The organism is Rufibacter ruber, from assembly GCF_001647275.1.
Lineage (GTDB): Bacteria > Bacteroidota > Bacteroidia > Cytophagales > Hymenobacteraceae > Nibribacter > Nibribacter ruber_C.
This window is the reverse complement of the sequence record NZ_LRMM01000029.1, coordinates 1-18,044: the sequence shown is the minus strand read 5'-3', so window position 1 is coordinate 18,044 and position 18,044 is coordinate 1. Positions and strand designations below refer to the sequence as shown.

Here is an 18,044-nt window from a genome sequence, read left to right as displayed (position 1 = left end):
GGGTTTGCGGGTTTTACAACCTGCGGCACTTGTAGAGCAATAGTGCCGCAGCGGTATTCATGTATTCCCGGAAGTCATCTGCTTGGTCAATTGTAAAGTAGGGAGCGCGGGTTCTTTTTTTTGAACCTAGTAGCCGATGTAGCCAGCAAAATGGGAGATTTATAAAATAAGAAAGGAGGCGTTAGGCCTCCTTTCTTATTTTATAACATGCTAACAGGTTAGTAGCTCCACAGGCTATATTCCCACTCAATCATTTCTTCCATTGCTTGCTGAGCAGCTAGGAGACCTTTTTTGCCAGTTCCGTATACCTCATCTAAGCGAGCATCATTTACGTTAGAAACTTTAGTGATATAAGAGCTGAACAACCATAGATCAAAAGCATCTGCCAGGTTCTTATGCTGCGAATTATTTTGTTCATTGAACCATACCGCTTCTTCAGGGTGTGCTCTGAACACTCTCACCAGGTCACTGAACTTGAAAGAGGCAATAGGTTTCTCAAAACCTAAGCTGTTGTACTTTGCAGGCATGATAAGCGTTAAAGCTTGAATATCATGGTACAGACGTGAGCGTTTTTTATCAAACACAACGTCTTCTTTCAGCTCCATCTTGTACAGCTCATTAGGAAGAAGCTCATTTGAAACAACAGGAGCTGGTGCTGCAGCGGCTGTTGATTTACCACCCTTCTTAGGAGCTGGAGCTCCCCACCCGTCATCAGCGGCAGGTGCATCAAAACCAGCAGCCTTTTCAGCCTCAGTTAATCCCCCTCCAGATTCAGCAGGCGTCATGTTGGCCAGAAATTCCTGAGCAGAAATGGGAGTCACCAGTGTATCTGAACGGTAAGCCTGCAGCTCTCCACGTTTAACAGCATCTACAATTAATTTAGAAATCTGTTTGCCGTTAGAGAACATGGGTTTGTTCTGCTTCTCTCTCAAGTCAATGGCACGCCATACCGTCTTCTTAAACATGACGTCTGAAGGAGAAATAGGACGGGCAGAAGGGTTCGCCGCCGCAGAAGTAGTCATCAGGAGCTGCGCCTGCTCAGATTGCTTCTGAGCTTCTTGCTGACGTGCCAACTCCTCCTGACGAGCCTTCTCTTGCGCCGCTTGGGCCGCAGCATTAGACTGGGTTTTTGACTGCGTTGTGGTAGCTTTCTTTGTAGTACGTTTTTGCGCCGTACCTACCATTGGAATGCTAAGCAATCCAGCCAATCCCAAAACAACTAACTTCTTCATGGTACTATGTAATTACTTTCTTAATTAAGCTGAATGCTGATGCTTGATCCATCAGAAGGAACAACCTCCTGCTGATCACGGAAGTTCATTCGGCGTACCTCTCTTACATCAATGGCAAGACGATCTCCCGGACGAGCCTGGGCAGCCAGTGATGAGATGTTTACTGTAGGTCCATTTCCTGGCACCTGACCGGCAGGGCGGTTCCCCCGCACCAGGTACACCACATACTCGGTTACTCTGTAACGCGCATCTTTAGGTAATTGGTTCTTAAAGCTTTCATCAGCAATAGCTCTGATTTCCAAAACCCTTGGGCCTGGGGCTGCCATCCCCTTTACAATGTCAACTGGTCTGCCATTGGCATACGCTACTACCTGCGGTCTTGGCACTAGTTTCACAGTAAAATCCTGGGAGCCAATAGAATTCCCCCCGCTGCTCACGTTCAGTTTTACCTGTCTGCTGGTAGGGATAATAGTCAGGAAGCCTTTTTTAGCTCCTTTTACCACTGTTGCCCCAGAAGCTGAGAAAGCTGGATCATACGTCGCTCCCAAAGCAGGCACCTGAACACTGAGTTCGTTTCCGCAGTTGAAGTACAAAGAGTTGATAGAGGCTGACTGAATTTGCATTACAGGCTTGGCCACTACATATTCTTGAGTCACAGTAAAGACTGTATCTTTTCCACTTGGTTGACGGAAACGTACCTGACCTTTCCAGGTTTTCTTAGCATTGCCTTCTGCATCATAATTACCGGCAGTGGCCGTAAATTCAATCTGACCTTTCCCAGCTTTTACCGGAATTGAACGTCCATCTACCGACATGGTAGGTGATACGGCATCAGAAGAAGCCGCTAAGAACATTTCAGCTTTGTATTTAGTACCAGCCGCTACAGTCTTAGACTCGGCACTTGCCATGGCGAAGATATTTTCAAACTTGATTATATCTGCACCCACTTTTTGGGCTAATTGAGAAAGAGTCTCCGCTTCATACTTCAAAACCTCAGATTCCTTTTGCGCTAGCGTAGCCAAGGCTGCTACCATTGGGGTTTCTTCAAAGTTCAGTTGGGCAAAGTCTTTCTTCCGCTGATCCTGGTTGTTTTTCACTCTAGGGTCTTGCGCACCGCTCATTGCTATTCTCTCTGGAACACCAGTATTGAACTGACGCAGAAAGGAAGCATATCCGTTTAGTTTCTGCTCCAATTCATAGCCCTTGCCTTTCTTGGTGCCGCCAATCATCACTTCATTGACAATCTCGTTAGCCTCAGGGTTAATGTAGTTGCCGGTTTCAGCGTCTTTTCCACCTGATGCTTTTTCCAATTCATCTCTCAAGCCACGCAGGTAGCTCACCATTTCAGCCGTTTGCTTCCGAACCTGATCAGCCTGCTCTACCACTTTGGCATCGGCGGGTCTGTTCCCAGCTTTTGCGACAGATGATGCGATGCTTTTCACTACGTTGCTGTTGTCAGAAACCGTATTACGGTTTACTTCCATCAGGCTTTCATCAATAAATTGGAATTTTAGAAGTATCGCAGAGCTTACGTTCAAGGCCAGCAGCGCAGTCAGAACGAGATACATCATCCCGATCATCTTCTGCCGTGGCGTTTCTTTTCCTCCAGCCATAGTATCCTTATAGGGTTTACTTTGTAGTTAAACTTATATTGTATAGGGAAGGACAGAGGTTACCCTCTCATGGCATTCAACATGTTACCGTACACGTTATTCAAAGAATGCAGGTTCTTGGTAAGATTTGCTACCTCTTCTTTGAATTGCTCTGTATCACGGCTGGCGTCTGTCAAGTTCTCCATAGCCATGGTCAGGCTACCGTAGAACTTATTCATTGACTTCAGGTGGCTGTTCGCATCCTGTAACTCCATTTCATATACAGCGTTCAAGGCACCCAGATTTTTAGTAATGTTCTGAACCTGGGCATGGTAGGCTTGGGCATCTTTCGTGGCGTTTGCCATGTGAGACACGGCCTCAACTGTTGCACCGTACGCTTCGTTGATTCTGTCTAAAGAACCAGCCGCAGCTCTTACACGGGTAGTGTACTCATTGGTAGCCACAGTGGCATCTGCAATATCAGACATTTTAGCGGCTGTATCGCTCAGACGGTTCAACCCTTGACCTAATGACCCAATGGTGGCCGGGGTTACATTAGCGTCACGCAGCATCTTATCAAGATCTCCGGTTAAAGAGGCGTTGTTCGTAGCAGCGGGCACTGTAGGAAGCGGGCCGTCATAATCATCTCTCAATTGAGGATACACACGCTCCCACTCTGGCTCATGCGGATTTGGCTGAAAGGCACTTAAAAAGAAAATAGCCGCTTCTGTTCCCAACCCTACAATCAACATTTCATTGGCTCCGTCTAAGTGAAGAATTTTAAACAAGGCACCAACAATTACTACCGCAGCCCCGATACCGTAGATTTTTGGCATCACTTTATCATAGAAGAAGTTGCCTTTCGATTTGCTCATTGTTTTGACAGATTTAGATTAGTTCAGGAATTATTTTTAAATAGCAGTTGAAGGTTCAAAAAAGAATATTAGTTCCCAAAGCCGAACTCACGGCCTGAAGAACGGCCAATGTAGATCATGGCACTTCTGAAGCCAATGTAAGAACGGGCAGAGTCCTGGTATTCAAAATTACGGACACCCGTCTCTAAGAAATAGGCAATGTCTTTCCAGGAACCACCGCGCACAATCTTGCGGGGCTCATCATCTTTATAATAGGTTGGGTTCAAATCCCACACCACTGGCACAGATGCTTCAGAGTATGCGTCTTCACACCACTCAGCCACATTACCAGACATGTCATACAGACCGAAATCGTTAGGATAATACTGGCCTACCGGAGCGGTGTAAGTGAAACCATCGCTGTAATAGTCACCGCGGCCCGGCTTGAAGTTTGCCAACATACAGCCTCTGGCGTTACGCAGGTAAGGACCACCCCAAGGATATGTTGCCAAATCACGGCCACCGCGTGCCGCATACTCCCACTCTGCCTCAGAAGGCAAACGGAAGTTTGGCATTGGTGCCTGACCGTTCTCTGTATTATAGGCATTCTTCAACTTGGTTCTCCAGTTGTTGAAATATTTTGCAGCAAACCAGTCTACCCCAACTACAGGATAATCATCAAATGCCGGGTGGGTGAAATAATATTCCATCAAAGGATCCCCCATATGATACGTAAAGTCCCGCACCCATACGGTGGTATCTGGATACAGCTGGGTCATCACATACTCTTCCCCCAACACATCTAATGAGTCCTGCCGAATAGCGTCAATAAACTGACGGTACTCATTGTTGGTGATTTCAGTCTCATCCATATAAAAACCACCAATTGTCACCTGCTTGTTCAGGTTAGACATACTGGCGGCAATATCCTGATCTGTTTGCCCCATGTGAAATGTTCCACCAGGGCAGGCAATCATTCCATATGGCACCTCCTGCGGATTGAACTCAGGACGGTCTGCCGCCCCAATCACATCCCCCTCAGAGCTTCTCCCCATACCACACCCCGCCATCAACACAACGCTCAACGCAATGGCAGAAGACTGTAAAAACTTATTCATATTCTTGGACTTGTAAAAAGATAGCGCTACCACTCTGCGTATTAGGTTTTAAAGATAGCAAATATATACAACAGAATTAAAAAACAAAATTATTGTTTTTTCTTGAAAGTCAACTCTCTAACGGTGTTAAAAAAATATTATTTTATTTCAGCAGTAAACACAACTCCATCAGTTCATTGCCTGCCTCCCATCTGCTTGTACTCAAAAATTATATCTGGGGGTTCTCACAGGAGGTTTTGTAGTATTCTTAGATTTAGGCAACCTATACCCAAGCATTACCTCATGAGAGGTGGGGCTTTTGGCGTTTGCATCTACCACAGTATAGTCAAAGGCATACCCAAAACTCAAGGCATTGTCTTTCAAAAGATAAATACCTAACATTGCCGTAGCAGCCTCTTCAAACCTATACCCAAGCCCTCCCCAAAACTTATTATTAAAAGTTGCTCTTGCACCTGCTTCAATTGAGTTTGTATTCGCTTGCAAATCTTGCTTTAAAATAGCAGTAGGTGTTACGGTAACGGCATCAGAAAGTTCCCAGTGGTACCCACCGGTTACCATTAGATGCTTCTCACCGGTTACGGTTCCCCGCACCGTGGCAGGCTCTGCCCCCGTATCAGCAGCGCGGCCCTCAAACTCATAGGTGGCACCCAGCAGGTTTACCAGCCCCGCCCCCACGTACCATTTTGCATGCTGGTACCACACACCAGCCCCCATATCAAACTTTCTGTCTGAGCTGTTAAAGGGCACCTTTGGGTCATTCTCATTATTTGGCCGGTACCCGCCTTTGCTCATGTTGGTCATACCTCCCTGCACGCCCAGGCTCAGGGTGCCGGTTCCAACAGACACATGATACGCATAAGAAAGTTGAGCCTGAAACACATCTACCGCTCCAATCTCATCTTTCATCACAATAACCCCCACCCCACTCTTTAAAGTTGGCAAAGGGGCAGAGAGGGTAAACAACGCTGTCTTGGGAGAACCGCCGGCATCAAAAGCACCATCATACCCTAACCACTGGTAGCGGTAAAGTACATTCAACTCAGTCTGCCCGCTCACACCTGAATAAGCTGGACTAATAAACTGACCATTGAACCCGTAGTGACTAAACTGGGGAACTTGCTGCGCTTTGGCAAGCACAGAAGCTAAAAGGCACAAGATGGTAAGTGATAGACAGATTCTGCGCATTGTAAGTCGTTTATAAAGACTGGACCATCATTAAAGTAGTCTTTTGGCTTAATCTAGCAAATTGCTAACGATCCACCAAAAGACCACCTCATTTTAAGCCTTAGCCAATGCTACGCACAATCTCATGAAAAGTAACAAGATATTTACTTTTTCCCAGAATTCTGTTGTATATAAACCTCAATGGCCCCTGTCATAGAAGGCGCATTGGGCATAGGGGCTTCAATATCAAGTTCTAAACCTGCATCACGCACAGCCTGGGCTGTAGTAGGTCCAAACGCAGCTATTCTGGTATTATTCTGTTTGAAGTCAGGGAAATTCACAAAAAGGGAATGAATTCCTGAAGGGCTGAAGAAGGCAATACAGTCATACTTCACTTCTGCCAGATCAGAAAGATCTGCGGCCACGGTCTTATACATGGTAGCCTCTGTAAAGTTAAACCCGTTTTCCCGCATAAACTCAGGAATATCTTCTTTCCTGATGTTAGAGCAAGGATACAGGAACTTCTCATTCTTATGCTTCTTCAGCACATCAAACAGGTCAGTGGCTGTTTTGCCGCCAATAAACAATTTACGCTTACGCAGCACAATGTACTTCTGCAGGTAATAGGCCGTCTGGTCAGAGATACAGAAATATTTCATCTCTGCGGGCACCTCTATTTTACCTTCGGCACAGATCCTGAAGAAATGGTCAACAGCATTACGGCTGGTAAAGATAACGGCAGTATGATCAAGTATATTGATCTTCTCCTTCCGGAAATCCTTATAGGAGACAGGCTCAATCTCTATAAAAGCCCTGAAATCAACTTTAATGCCATATTTTTCGGCAATACCCAAATAAGGCGAGTTATCATTTGCCGGCTTTGGCTGCGTGACTAGTATACTGGAGATTTTCTTTGAATGTCTGTCCGCACCCAACGCTTCTTTACCGTCAGCCATGTTAGAAGTAGTTAAACAACTTGTATCTGAGATTAGTGATACCCCTTACATTTACCAGGATCTACTACACAAACACAATCAGTTTGAGCAAAATCATTAATGGTATCACTTCTGTGGCGCAAAGGTACGAAAATAAATGTAGATTTTGGAGGGAATATTTTTTACTTACCGTTAGAAAAGTCCTGACGGCTGTCAAGACAAGCAGAATGGTAACGCTCACATTTGCAATCCAATACACCAGCTGCGGCACAGAAGAAGACGTGCCTAAGTACAGCAACATGATTACGGGCAGGAACGCCCCCATAGAAAGCAGGGTGCGCAAGAATTCCCGGTACTGGGTAAGCACAATTTCTGCCACACCAAAAATAAAGCCCATCAACTTCAGAAACAGGTACTTAAACACCACAAACAAAAAAATTATCAGGGCATAGAGCAGTATTTTGGAGACCAGATCAGCCTGGGTGGCAGTGAACAGCTGGTTGAGCAGCGCCAGGTCTTCAATGTCAGTGTGAATGGCTACAATCAGCAAGGCAAAAGACAGGGAGAAAGCGAGCACAAACAGAATACTGGACCAGTTGCCAATAGGCTTGGTCAGAAGCCCTTCTTCTAAAGTTGAAAGTTTCAAGAAATTACTGACTCTGAAGATGCTGGCAAAATCAGAGTAAAATGTAAGCCGAAGCCCCCCATACACCAGACCCACCACAAGCATCACCAGCACCAACGTGCTCCTATGCGAAGAAGGCTGCCTCACCTTCACCTGCAGCACCTTCTTTTGCACCGGGTTACTGGCAGTCATGGGCTCCTGCGGAACCCTGAAGGAAAGATAATTGGGCTGCTGCTCTGGGTGCCAGACGGTAAGCAGGTACCGCCTACCGGGCACCATTCTCCCGGTAAAATCAACGGTAAACCGGGCCGTGGAGTCTGCTGAGAAAACCAGTTGGTTGTCCAGAAAAAGACACAGCTGCTTACGGGCTGCAAACTCAATTTTAGGGTTCGTAAACTGGTCAAGCGAAACCCATTGATACAGCGCCTGGCGCTCATCATGGTAACCGGGTAAATACGGCACTAATGAGTTGTCTGCCGCTTTGTAGATTAGCCAGTCAGATGAAAGCAGCGGCTTAAGATAAGGCTCTTCTGCCCGCACCCCCACACCTGCCAACCAGAAACTGAAAAGCAAAAGCCAAAACCGCATACCTTATGCCGTAGTGGTAGGCCTGGCCTTATACTGCCCCAACACAAAGCTCAAGAGAATAGAAAACCCTAAGAGGCAGAGCAGAAGGTTCAGATTACCCCAGTGGGAGAAGTTAAACACAAAGACAATGACCAGAATATTCAACATGGCCAAAATCAATACGGTGGCCACCTGACTGAAACCCATGGCCAGAATGCGGTGGTGAATGTGGTTTTTATCTGGCGAAAACGGCGACACCCCTTTCATCACCCTGATCAAAGAAACCCTGATGGTGTCAAACAGCGGGACAAACAGCACCCCCAGGGCCACGGCAGGCGCAGCGTATATCTGATACACCTCACTGCTGTACAGAGGCCCCATGCGGTGCATTTCTATAAACTGAATAGCCATCACAGAAACCACAAACCCACACAAGAGCGAGCCGGTGTCTCCCATGAATATACGCGCCTTGTAAAAATTATACCTCAAAAAGCCCAAAAGCCCGCCAATCAGACACACAGCCACCCCTGCGTAGTTTGAATAGTTGGCCAAATGCGCGTACCAGAAGTAAAACCCGAACGTGGACACAATGATGGTGACAATGGTCCCTGCCAAACCATCAAGCCCGTCAATCAAGTTAATGGCATTGGTGACCCCAACAATGGTGAAAAAGGTAAACGCATAACTTAACCCAATGGGCAGCTCATTGATCCCGAAGATTCCCTGAAAACTGGTAATCCTGATGTCTGCCATGAACATCACCACCCCCGTGGCCAGAACCTGCATAAAGAACTTTTTAAAGGCCGAGATAGACACCAGGTCATCTTTCAAACCGCCAAAGAACAGGATGATACACCCCGCCAGCACCTGCTGCACCCCGTTAGACAGATCCCCAAAGATGGTCAGTGCTGACATGAAACCGGCAAACACCCCCAGACCACCCAGGCGGGGCGTAAGGGAAACGTGCACCGTGCGCTTGTTAGGCTGATCCAGAATATTTTTAAGGTGTGCCACATACACAATAGAGGGTATGGCAAACAGGGTTATGAAAAAAGACCAGCTAAAGGAAAGCAGGTAGGTAAAAAACTTCATGCAGGGTCATTGATTAGTAACGTTCTTCGCAAAGCGGCACTTATTGGGCAAAAGCCTCTTGGCTGGGCCTATGAGTGCAGTACTCCTTGCTTCTCCAATATGGAAATCTGGATTAAATTATCTTCTACAATACTTCCCGGCACAAACAGGAAGCGCTTATCATGTATCTTATTGCCTATATAATAGCTCACCCAGAACTCATTGGTCAGGTGAAACAACGCCGGGTCAATAGGCTCCACCTGCTGAGAACTCTTGCCAGGCACCTGCTCAAACATGTGCCGCAGCACTGACGTCTTCACTTCCTGCCCCTCATGCTCGCCATAGCCTTTAGAGGCAACCAGCACATTGTCTATAGTGAAGGCATTGCTGTTGATGAGGTACACGTTCCACTCCTCCAGCCCCAGCTCGTTTGTCTCACGGGCAACAGCCACTGAAACGCCCTCTACCTGATGAAAATCAATATCTTTCTTCATGCTGCTCCAACAACGTGGCTTCAAATAATTGTTCAAAATGGACCAGTAGCCGTCTTTCTACCTCCTCCAGCGCCACATTGCGCCCTAGCTCCAGCGCCATGGAAGTCACGGCTTTGTCAGAGATCCCGCAGGGAACAATGTTCCCAAAGTAGCTGAGGTCTGTGTTCACGTTCAAGGCCAGCCCGTGCATAGTCACCCAGCGGCTGCACTTCACGCCCATGGCACAGATCTTTCTGGGGTTTTCCTGTTCCTCAAAGTCCAGCCAGACCCCGGTCAGGCCCTCAATACGGCCCGCTAATATGCCAAAATCAGCCAGCGTTAGCATCACGGCCTCCTCCAGAAACCTGAGGTACTTATGGATATCAGTAAAATAATTCTCCAGGTCCAGGATAGGGTAAGCCACCAGCTGCCCCGGCCCGTGGTAGGTAATATCCCCTCCACGGTTAATCTTGTAAAAGGTTGCCTCCTTCTGCTGCAATCCCTGCTCATCTAGCAGCAGGTGCTCCAGGTGCCCGCTTTTGCCCAGCGTGTACACGTGCGGGTGCTGGCAGAGAAGCAGGTAATTAGAGGTGGCCTGCTGCTCTTCTGGCGGCAGCTGCCGGTTGCCTGCCTTTATCTCCAGCACACTCTTCAGCAACTGCTCCTGGTAATCCCAGGCCTGCTGGTAATCTACCAGCCCCAGTTTCTCAACCAATATCTCTTTGTTGCGCTCCACTTATTTCAGGCTGCTTTCGTACAAAATCAAGGGGCCGTGCCACCCAACCGCCGTTTCTGCCCCTGTATAAGCCATACGTGGCAGAAACTCTGCAAATTACTCATTAAACCAAGAAGGAACAAAAATGGGACATAATACCCACATGGGCAGGCAGGGCGAAGCCGCCGCAGAGGCGTTCCTTCTACAGAAAGGCTACCTGATCCTGGCCAGAAACTTCCGGTTTAAGCGCGCTGAGGTAGACTTGATAGCCACCAAGGAGAAAGTACTGGTGCTGGTAGAGGTGAAAACCCGGAGCAGCCAGGCGTTTGGGTTCCCAGAGGCGGCCGTCTCGGCCAGAAAAGAGCAAATGCTGCACCTGGCGGCCGAACACTATATAGAAGCAATGAACTGGCAGCACGACGTCCGCTTTGACGTCATCTCCATTATCTGGCACCCAGACCGCCCGGAGATTCTGCACATTGAAGACGCCTTCCACTAAAAACAGCAAGGCCTTACATCCTGTTTTAGGGCTACTTTTCAGAAAACAGCCCTAAAACGGAAAACAGCCCCGCCGCCGCGCGGGCGCCCTGCCTCTCGCAAAGAACCCGCCACACAGCTGCCCATAGCAGTTTCACCAAACCAGGGGAACAGTGTCTTTTATGAATGGAATCCGAAATAAAATTGAATCTTACAAAATCACATCCTGGGGAAACAGATGGCGAACCAGAGTAGGCCCTGTTGACCGCTACTACCGTAGCCACCTGTTCCCTCAGCCCTTTCAGGATGACAGGGAGGGCAAAATGTATTGTTCCTTCTACCCCGGCACATAGAGCAGAAAGGCCATAAAAAACTGTCTGTTTTGGGGCTGTTTTCTCCAAAACAGCCAAAACAGACAGCGGCAGACTCAAACTGCAGAAGCGGTTATTTCTTTTCCTTATTCTCAAACACCAGTTCCCCGCTTCGGTTGTACTGTTTTACCAGCACAGGTTCAGCTGGGGCGTCAAAACCGGTTTCAGGGTACATGAACTCGTACTGGCGCCGCCCCCTGAAATCATAGAAGTTGATCCAGGTGCCCACTTTCCGGCCTTTGTCATAGGTACCCTGCCATTCTAACTGGCCGTTCTCGTAGAACTTATAATAATCACCCTGCACTTGCCCGTATTGGTACGGGATCACCTCTTTGATCTTGGTTTTGGCGGCATCATAGTATGAGATCTCTGAGTCTCTCAGAAACCCTTTGTAGTAGTGTATTTTTTGGGTCAGGGTACTGTCTGGCCTGAAGGTCTCCCACCGCAGGTGCTTCGCCCCCACAAAAAAGTAACCCTGCTCAATCACCACATCGCCACGCTTTTTGGTGTAAGGCCCGTGCAGAATCAGCATGGGGGTTTTCTTGGGGTCCAGCGCTTTCGCCCTGAAGATCTTGCGCTTCTTTACGTCAAAATAATGCTTGTCCTGCACATACGGGTTGGGGTCTTTGTATTCGCGCAGGTAGTGAAAGGTTTCTACAATCTGGTTTTTGCCCTTGCCCTGCCGGGCGAAGCCCCGTTTCACCCGCATACCAAAGTAGGCCTTCTTCTTTTTCTTTGATTTCTTTTTGCCGCCGTCTTCGTCAACGCTGTCTTGCTGGGCTACCGCCAAAGAAGGCATGTCCAGGGAGTCAACCACGGCCCCAGAATCAACGGGGTTCAGGTCAACCGGCTTCCTGGCTTTCTTCCAGAAAAAGATTTTTTTCTTCTCCTTCCCTATGGTCTGCGCCTGCGCCTCCTGCGGCACTGCCGCCAGGAGCAGCACACCCAAAACCACCAGCCACGCATGTACAATTCTCATAGCACTACTTCTTTCACTTTTCAATGCCTTAAACGTGTTTACGCCCTCTATGGTATACGCTTTACCCCAAGGTGCCGCTACCTGCCTGCTGAGAGCTTGTTTAAAGGAACAAAAATCTACACAGAAAATTCAGTTTTCCTGTTTTGGGGCTGTTTTTCTGAAAACGGCTCCAAAACAGGAAAGCCAAGCCTGCAGGGCAGACTTGGCAGTAAACCTAAATAAAACAATGGACTCTTACAGCGTGCTAGCAATAGGGGCAGGCTCTGCCATCACCTTTACCAGTCCCTGAACACCTTTTTGCGCAAAATCTTTGCGGGCTTGCTCAGCGGTCAGGCGGCTGTTGAAGCGGCCGGCAATAATGCGGTGCACTTTTTTACCGTTCACGGTCTCCTCTACCAATGAGATGGGCAGTTTCTGGTAAATCTTGCGTAATTTCTCTGCCTGCGCCTCTGCGTTGGCCTGGTTCCCGAAGGCACCGGCCTGCACTACAAACAGTTGCTGCTGAACCGGGGCCGCCGCCACTACAAGGGGCGTGGTCTCAGCGGTGACAGGTTCAGCGGTGGCGGTGAGATCAGGATTCTCAGCCTCTGCCTTTTTAGCGCGGGCGGCCAGGAAGGCCTCCGGCAGTTCCAGCACTTCTACTTTTACCTCAGTAAGACCGCTGCTGCGGTAATGAATTCTCTTGGCGGCGGCTTCAGACAGGTCAATGATGCGGCGGCCTCTGAACGGACCGCGGTCATTTATCTTTACCACCACACTCTCCCCGTTGGTGAGGTTGGTTACTTTAACTTTAGTGCCTAAAGGAAGCCCGTTATGGGCGGCAGTCAATTTGTGGCGGTTGTACACCTCTCCACTGCTGGTGCGGCGACCGTGGTATTTTGATCCATACCATGATGCGGTTCCGCTTTGAGTCTCACCTACTTCCTGTGCAGAAGCAAGTGGTGCAATCCCAAAGAACAAGATGAAAAGAACGGCAATTGCATAGTAAATTTTCAGTTTCCCCATTTTAGGTTTTGTTGGTGGAACATCAATTTCAAAGCGACAAAATTAGGAATATTTTTTTCAATGCAACCCTTCCCCCTCCCTGACACCTGCTTTTGTCGCTGTCTCAACCTAATAAATTAATACATTTATTGTAAAATGTTCAATTTTTTATTTTTGAAATATAACTAAATTCACAAAATGTGGTATGCCAAACTTCAAGCTTTACTTTAACAGATTTTCAGGCTTTAAGAAGGCTCCAGCGCAATTTAACCGCCACCCCAGCCTGCCTCGTCATCTTAAAAAGACTTGGAAAAGTAAAATCAGGTAAAAAAAAATGTAATTATTCTAAAAAAATTAGTGGAACCCCTCTTTTTTTAGTCGATTGCTCACCCTTTTGACACGTATATAGACCTAAAACGATATTAGCACAAATGGATTTTGGTAGACTTCCCAACCTCAATCAGGTAGACTTCACCCTGCCGCCAGACCACCCCGCCACCCCGCAGGTGCTGGCCCGTTCGCAGCGGCCTACCAGGCCCGGTCTGTATCTGGGCTGCCCCACCTGGACAAACAAAACCTGGCAGGGAATTTACTATCCTGCCGGTGCCCAGGACACGCAACTGCTGCACTTCTACGCCCGCCAGTTCAACACGCTGGAGATGAATACCACCCACTACCGTATTCCAGATGCCAGGGCCATTCATAAGTGGCGCCAAGCCGTGCCGCCGGGGTTTGTGTTCTGCCCAAAAATTCCGCAGGTGATAAGCCATGACCAGTTGCTGCACCACGTGGGCGAACCCACCAAACTGTTCTGCAACGCCATTTTAAGCCTGGGCGACGCATTGGGCATGGCCTTTCTGCAGTTGCCGCCGTTCTTTGGGCCAGAGGACTGGCCGGTGCTGGAGCAGTTTCTGTTGCAGTTCCCGCAGGAGGTGCCGCTGGCCGTAGAGTTCAGGCATGAGAACTGGTTCAAAGAATCAGCGGTTACGCAAGGGGCGTTTCAGTTTCTGGAGGAGCGGAACATTACCACCGTGCTAACAGACGCGGCCGGCCGCCGCGATGTCCTGCACATGCGCCTCACCACCCCCGTGGCCATGATCAGGTTCAACGGACACGCCAAACACCCCACTGACTTTACCCGCCTGAACGACTGGGCAGACCGCCTGCACCAGTGGCTGGACCAAGGCCTGCAAACCGTTTATTTCTTCATGCACCAGCCAGAAGTACTGGACGCGCCGCCCACGCTCGTCTATTTGATGGAGCAACTAGAGAAGAGAACCGGCATTTCCCTGCCCCGCCCGCAAAAAGTGCAGCAGTTTGTGCAAGGGCAGCTTTTCTAAGCGCAAGAACGCCCGAAAGCTATTAGTGCGTTTTGGGCCTGTTTTTAGAAAAACAGGTCCAAAACAGCCCTCCTTCTGTCTCTCCGGTTTTCAAAACCTGAAAGAACTTTTCTGTCAGGAAAGGGATTCCCAGCATTGAGGTTGATTTTCAGGATTTGGTTAGCCTCTAAAATTGACGGAGACACTCGCCCTCTGAAAGACACGGCCAGGTCTTGAGCAAGCGTTTTCAGGCTGTTTTAGCCAAAATAGCCCAAAAACGCACTTACATAATTTCTCTCGCTTAGAAAAAGAGCGAGGGAAACCAAGAAGCGTTTTCGGCCTGTTTTGGCCAAAACAAGCTAAAAACGCAACAGCAGAACTCCCTCATTGTGGGAGAGGGGCTGGGGGTGAGGTCAAGAAACAAACTGAGTCTGAAACGTAGTCACGCCGTCTGCGCCTGTCTGCAGGGAGAAGGGGAAACCGTGCTGCAGCAGAATCTCCCGCACCATGGTCAGGCCAATGCCCTGGCCGTTGGCTTTGGTACTGAAGAACGGGCTAAAGAGCTTTTCCTGCACCTCAGGCGCAATGCCTTGGCCGTTGTCCTGGATGAGCAGTTGTGGCGGGTTCGCTACTGTTTTCACCTTTACCCAGCCACCTTCCTCCACAGCTTCCACGGCATTCTTCACCACGTTAATGAGCACCTGCTCCAGTTGCTGCACGTCTACTTCCACCGTAGGTGAAACTGAGTCCAGCTCCCAGTGCCACAACACCCCTTTGCGCTCAACGCTGGGCAGCATGAGCCGTTGAATGCTGTGGAGCAGCTCATGCAGGCTCACAGGTTGCTTGGCAGGCGGCGGTATGCGCACCACATTGGCAAAGTTGGCCATGAAACCGGCCAGGTTCTGGTTGCGGGTGATGCACACCTGCAGCGCCTCGTCAAAGTCTGGGCGGGTGCCCGGGTCCAGTTGCGGTGAGAAATATGCGAAGGAGTGTAAAATGGAATTGACCGCGCCAATGGAGTTGTTAATTTCATGCGACATCATCCTGATCAGCTTCTCATAGGCGTTGCGCTCCTTTTCCAGCAGTTCCTGGGTGAGTTCCTCTATTAAAATAAAGTAGCGGTGGTAGCCTTTGTCCAGGAACCTGATTTTGCGGCAGCGGTACGTCTGAATGCCGTTGGGCCTGATGATGCGCTGCTCATCTTTAGGCAATTTTCCCAATGAAGCACCCCAATGCCCTGGCAGATCCGCCAGCGGTTTGGCCACCAGATCTCTGCCGCTGGCCTGCAGCAGCACCGCCGCCGCAGGGTTCAGGCCCGCCACGCGGTCGTGGCTATCTAATAGGATGATGCCCGAGGGCGAGGCTTCAATCAGGCGTTCCAGCAGAAAATGTTTCTCGGTCTGCACCACCCGCTCCTGCCGCAGCTCCTCCATCATCTGGTTGTACACCTCCACCAGCTGGTCTACCTCTTTTTGGCCCGTTTTCAGGAATTTGATCGAAAAATCACGGTCCCTGATGGACTCCACGCCCGCGGCAATGAGGTTGAGCGGCCGCACGAAAGACGTGTACAACTTCACGGTAAACAACAAACTGGCGACAATCAAGACCTCGGCGGCCACAAACAGCCAGCGGTTGTAGGCCACCAGCTGCCAGGCCAGCACCAGCATGGCCCCGTAGAGGAGCACGGCCACCAGCACAAACTTACTCCTGAGCGTCATACGGAATGTTGAACTTCTCCAGCCGTCGGTACAGCGCCCCGCGGCTCACGCCTAAAGCCTTGGCTACTTTGCTCACGTTGTTATGGTAATACGCCATAGATTTCTTAATCATGCTGGCCTCCAGCTCTTCCAGGGTCATGGCCCCTACACTGGGCAGGGCCTTTTCCTCCAGTTTTCTAAGGCCGCCCTGCAGTTGGTTCTGAAAATCCTCCACCTCCAGCAGGCTTTTGCCACTTACCAGCACCGTGCGCTCCACCAGGTTCTTCAATTCCCGAATGTTACCCGGCAGCGGCTGTTCTCTGAGCCATTTAAGGGCTTTATTACTCACCTGCAGCTCCTGCTTATGGTAGGTTTTCTTGAGGTTGTTCACAAAATGCTGCACCAGCAGCGGTATGTCCTGGTTGCGTTCGCGCAGGGCGGGCAGCTTCACGGTAATCAGGTTGATTCTATAATAAAGGTCTTCCCGGAATTTGCCCTCGGCCACCATCTCCTGCAGGTTGCGGTTGGTGGCGCAGACCACGCGTATGTCCAGGTTGCGGGAGCGGCTGTCGCCGAGGACCTCATAGGTGCGGTCTTGCAGCACGCGCAGCAGTTTCACCTGGCTGGCCATGTCCAGTTCGCCAATTTCATCCAGGAAAATAGTGCCTTTGTTGGCCATCTCGAAACGGCCCGCTCGGTCGGTTTTGGCGTCTGTGAACGCGCCGCGGCGGTGCCCGAACATCTCGCTTTCAAACAGGCTGGCCGAGATGCCGCCCAGGTTCACCTTCACAAACGGTGCCTTGCGGCGATGGCTGTTTTTGTGAATGGCCTCAGCAATGAGCTCCTTGCCCGTGCCGCTTTCGCCTTCAATCAACACCGAGGCATCTGTGGCGCTGATCTGACCCACGTTGCGCAGCACCTGCAGCAGGCCAGGGTCTTCGCCCACTAGCATGGAGAAGTCATACTGGTCGTTCAGCTGCTTGCGGGTGAGCTTGCCTGCGGGAACCTCAGTGGTAGGCTGCGCCAGTTCCAGCGCCGTCTTCACGCTCTGCAGCAGATGGTCGTTGTTCCAGGGCTTGGTGATGAAATCGGCCGCGCCGCCTTTGATGCCCTCTACCGCCAGGGTGATGGAACCCCAGCCCGTGATCAAAATGACCGGCACCTGCGGGTAAAGCTGCTTCAGCTGGCCCAGCAACTGCAGACCGTCTTCGCCCGTGGTCTCCATGGAAAAGTTCATGTCCAGGAGCATAAGCTGCGGGCGCAGGGTAGCCGCAGCCTGCAGCGCCTCGGCGGGGTTAGCCGCCTGGGCCGTGGCATAGCCCGCCTGTTTAAGCAACAAGCTCAGGGAAGCCCGCACGGCTACGTCATCGTCAATAATTAAAATCATGGGGTTCATTCAGCGCGTTGGTTGAAATTACTGTTTTTAAGCTGATTTCAGAAAAACAGGTCAAAAACAGCTTGTACAGAGGCGCACATAAGAGCTGCGAGGTCAAAGGAAGTTCAGAGTTCTGAGTCAAGAGTCCTGAGTTTGATAATAGAAAAAGCTGGCGCGAGTCTCTGACTTGTGCCTTGGGATAAGGGGTAGTCTCTGACTACCCTCGCTGCCCCGCAGCGACCGAGCGCATGGCTGAGCTACTTTCCGCTCTTGCCCAGAAAGAAATCCAATAGAGAAATTTCATGTAGCACCAGCTCTCGGTTCCCGGCGAGTCTGGAGACTCGCTTCATCCGTAGTCACGAGTCCAGAGACTCGCGCCAGAAAAATTTTGCGTTTTCCGCCTGTTTTCTGAAAAACAGCCCTAAAACGCAAAAACTCAACCCTCTGCGCTCTCCTCGGACTGGGGTCCGGAGGGACGGGGGCTAGGGAGGGTTTG

The 18,044-nt window shown here is 49.8% G+C and carries 16 protein-coding genes; 2 read left to right on the top strand and 14 right to left on the bottom strand.

Annotated elements, in window-relative coordinates; translation table 11 throughout:
* Nucleotides 1-218: 218 nt before the first annotated feature.
* The 10 genes from porN to lipB all read right to left on the bottom strand — a co-directional run bounded on the left by porN (nt 219) and on the right by lipB (nt 10,367).
* Nucleotides 219-1,232, bottom strand: coding sequence for a type IX secretion system ring subunit PorN/GldN (porN, locus tag A8O25_RS12535; RefSeq protein WP_241499017.1), 1,014 nt, complete (start codon nt 1,230-1,232; stop codon nt 219-221).
* Nucleotides 1,233-1,252: 20 nt separating this feature from the next.
* The gene (gene porM, locus A8O25_RS12530; protein WP_066835351.1) at nt 1,253-2,845 is read right to left on the bottom strand and encodes a type IX secretion system motor protein PorM/GldM; all 1,593 of its coding nucleotides are present in this window, start codon (nt 2,843-2,845) and stop codon (nt 1,253-1,255) included.
* A gap of 59 nt (nt 2,846-2,904) precedes the next feature.
* Nucleotides 2,905-3,699: a type IX secretion system motor protein PorL/GldL gene (porL, locus tag A8O25_RS12525; protein ID WP_066835349.1), complete on the bottom strand. Its 795-nt coding sequence runs from the start codon at nt 3,697-3,699 to the stop codon at nt 2,905-2,907.
* A gap of 68 nt (nt 3,700-3,767) precedes the next feature.
* Nucleotides 3,768-4,796: a T9SS ring complex lipoprotein PorK/GldK gene (gene porK / locus A8O25_RS12520; RefSeq protein WP_082893605.1), complete on the bottom strand. Its 1,029-nt coding sequence runs from the start codon at nt 4,794-4,796 to the stop codon at nt 3,768-3,770.
* 201 nt (nt 4,797-4,997) lie between these two features.
* Nucleotides 4,998-5,981 (bottom strand): PorP/SprF family type IX secretion system membrane protein, encoded by a 984-nt coding sequence (locus tag A8O25_RS12515; protein WP_066835347.1) that lies wholly within the window; start codon nt 5,979-5,981, stop codon nt 4,998-5,000.
* A gap of 143 nt (nt 5,982-6,124) precedes the next feature.
* The gene (locus A8O25_RS12510) at nt 6,125-6,916 is read right to left on the bottom strand and encodes a uroporphyrinogen-III synthase (RefSeq protein WP_066835345.1); all 792 of its coding nucleotides are present in this window, start codon (nt 6,914-6,916) and stop codon (nt 6,125-6,127) included.
* Between the two features lie 64 nt (nt 6,917-6,980).
* The gene (locus A8O25_RS12505) at nt 6,981-8,108 is read right to left on the bottom strand and encodes a DUF4271 domain-containing protein (RefSeq protein ID WP_066835343.1); all 1,128 of its coding nucleotides are present in this window, start codon (nt 8,106-8,108) and stop codon (nt 6,981-6,983) included.
* A gap of 3 nt (nt 8,109-8,111) precedes the next feature.
* Nucleotides 8,112-9,179 carry a glycosyltransferase family 4 protein gene (locus tag A8O25_RS12500; protein ID WP_066835341.1) on the bottom strand — a complete coding sequence of 356 codons (1,068 nt, stop codon included), beginning with the start codon at nt 9,177-9,179 and terminating at the stop codon, nt 8,112-8,114.
* Between the two features lie 68 nt (nt 9,180-9,247).
* Nucleotides 9,248-9,652, bottom strand: a complete 405-nt coding sequence (locus tag A8O25_RS12495) for a hypothetical protein (protein WP_066835339.1) — start codon at nt 9,650-9,652, stop codon at nt 9,248-9,250.
* Complete coding sequence (gene lipB / locus A8O25_RS12490; protein ID WP_066835337.1) at nt 9,636-10,367, bottom strand: lipoyl(octanoyl) transferase LipB; 732 nt, start codon at nt 10,365-10,367, stop codon at nt 9,636-9,638. Before lipB ends, A8O25_RS12495 begins: the two co-directional genes overlap by 17 nt.
* A 124-nt stretch (nt 10,368-10,491) precedes the next feature.
* On the opposite strand from lipB, the gene A8O25_RS12485 reads away from it, so the two are divergent.
* Nucleotides 10,492-10,845: a YraN family protein gene (locus A8O25_RS12485; protein WP_066835336.1), complete on the top strand. Its 354-nt coding sequence runs from the start codon at nt 10,492-10,494 to the stop codon at nt 10,843-10,845.
* Nucleotides 10,846-11,267: 422 nt separating this feature from the next.
* On the opposite strand, the gene A8O25_RS12480 is transcribed toward A8O25_RS12485, so the two are convergent.
* The gene (locus A8O25_RS12480; protein ID WP_066835335.1) at nt 11,268-12,173 is read right to left on the bottom strand and encodes a toxin-antitoxin system YwqK family antitoxin; all 906 of its coding nucleotides are present in this window, start codon (nt 12,171-12,173) and stop codon (nt 11,268-11,270) included.
* A gap of 234 nt (nt 12,174-12,407) precedes the next feature.
* Entirely contained in the window at nt 12,408-13,178 is a 771-nt protein-coding gene (locus A8O25_RS12475; RefSeq protein ID WP_066835334.1) for a septal ring lytic transglycosylase RlpA family protein, read from the bottom strand.
* Between the two features lie 410 nt (nt 13,179-13,588).
* On the opposite strand from A8O25_RS12475, the gene A8O25_RS12470 reads away from it, so the two are divergent.
* Entirely contained in the window at nt 13,589-14,497 is a 909-nt protein-coding gene (locus A8O25_RS12470; protein WP_066835333.1) for a DUF72 domain-containing protein, read from the top strand.
* Between the two features lie 392 nt (nt 14,498-14,889).
* On the opposite strand, the gene A8O25_RS12465 is transcribed toward A8O25_RS12470, so the two are convergent.
* Nucleotides 14,890-16,194 carry a sensor histidine kinase gene (locus tag A8O25_RS12465; protein ID WP_066835331.1) on the bottom strand — a complete coding sequence of 435 codons (1,305 nt, stop codon included), beginning with the start codon at nt 16,192-16,194 and terminating at the stop codon, nt 14,890-14,892.
* The gene (locus tag A8O25_RS12460; RefSeq protein ID WP_066835403.1) at nt 16,178-17,560 is read right to left on the bottom strand and encodes a sigma-54-dependent transcriptional regulator; all 1,383 of its coding nucleotides are present in this window, start codon (nt 17,558-17,560) and stop codon (nt 16,178-16,180) included. Before A8O25_RS12460 ends, A8O25_RS12465 begins: the two co-directional genes overlap by 17 nt.
* Between the last annotated feature and the right edge of the window lie 484 nt (nt 17,561-18,044).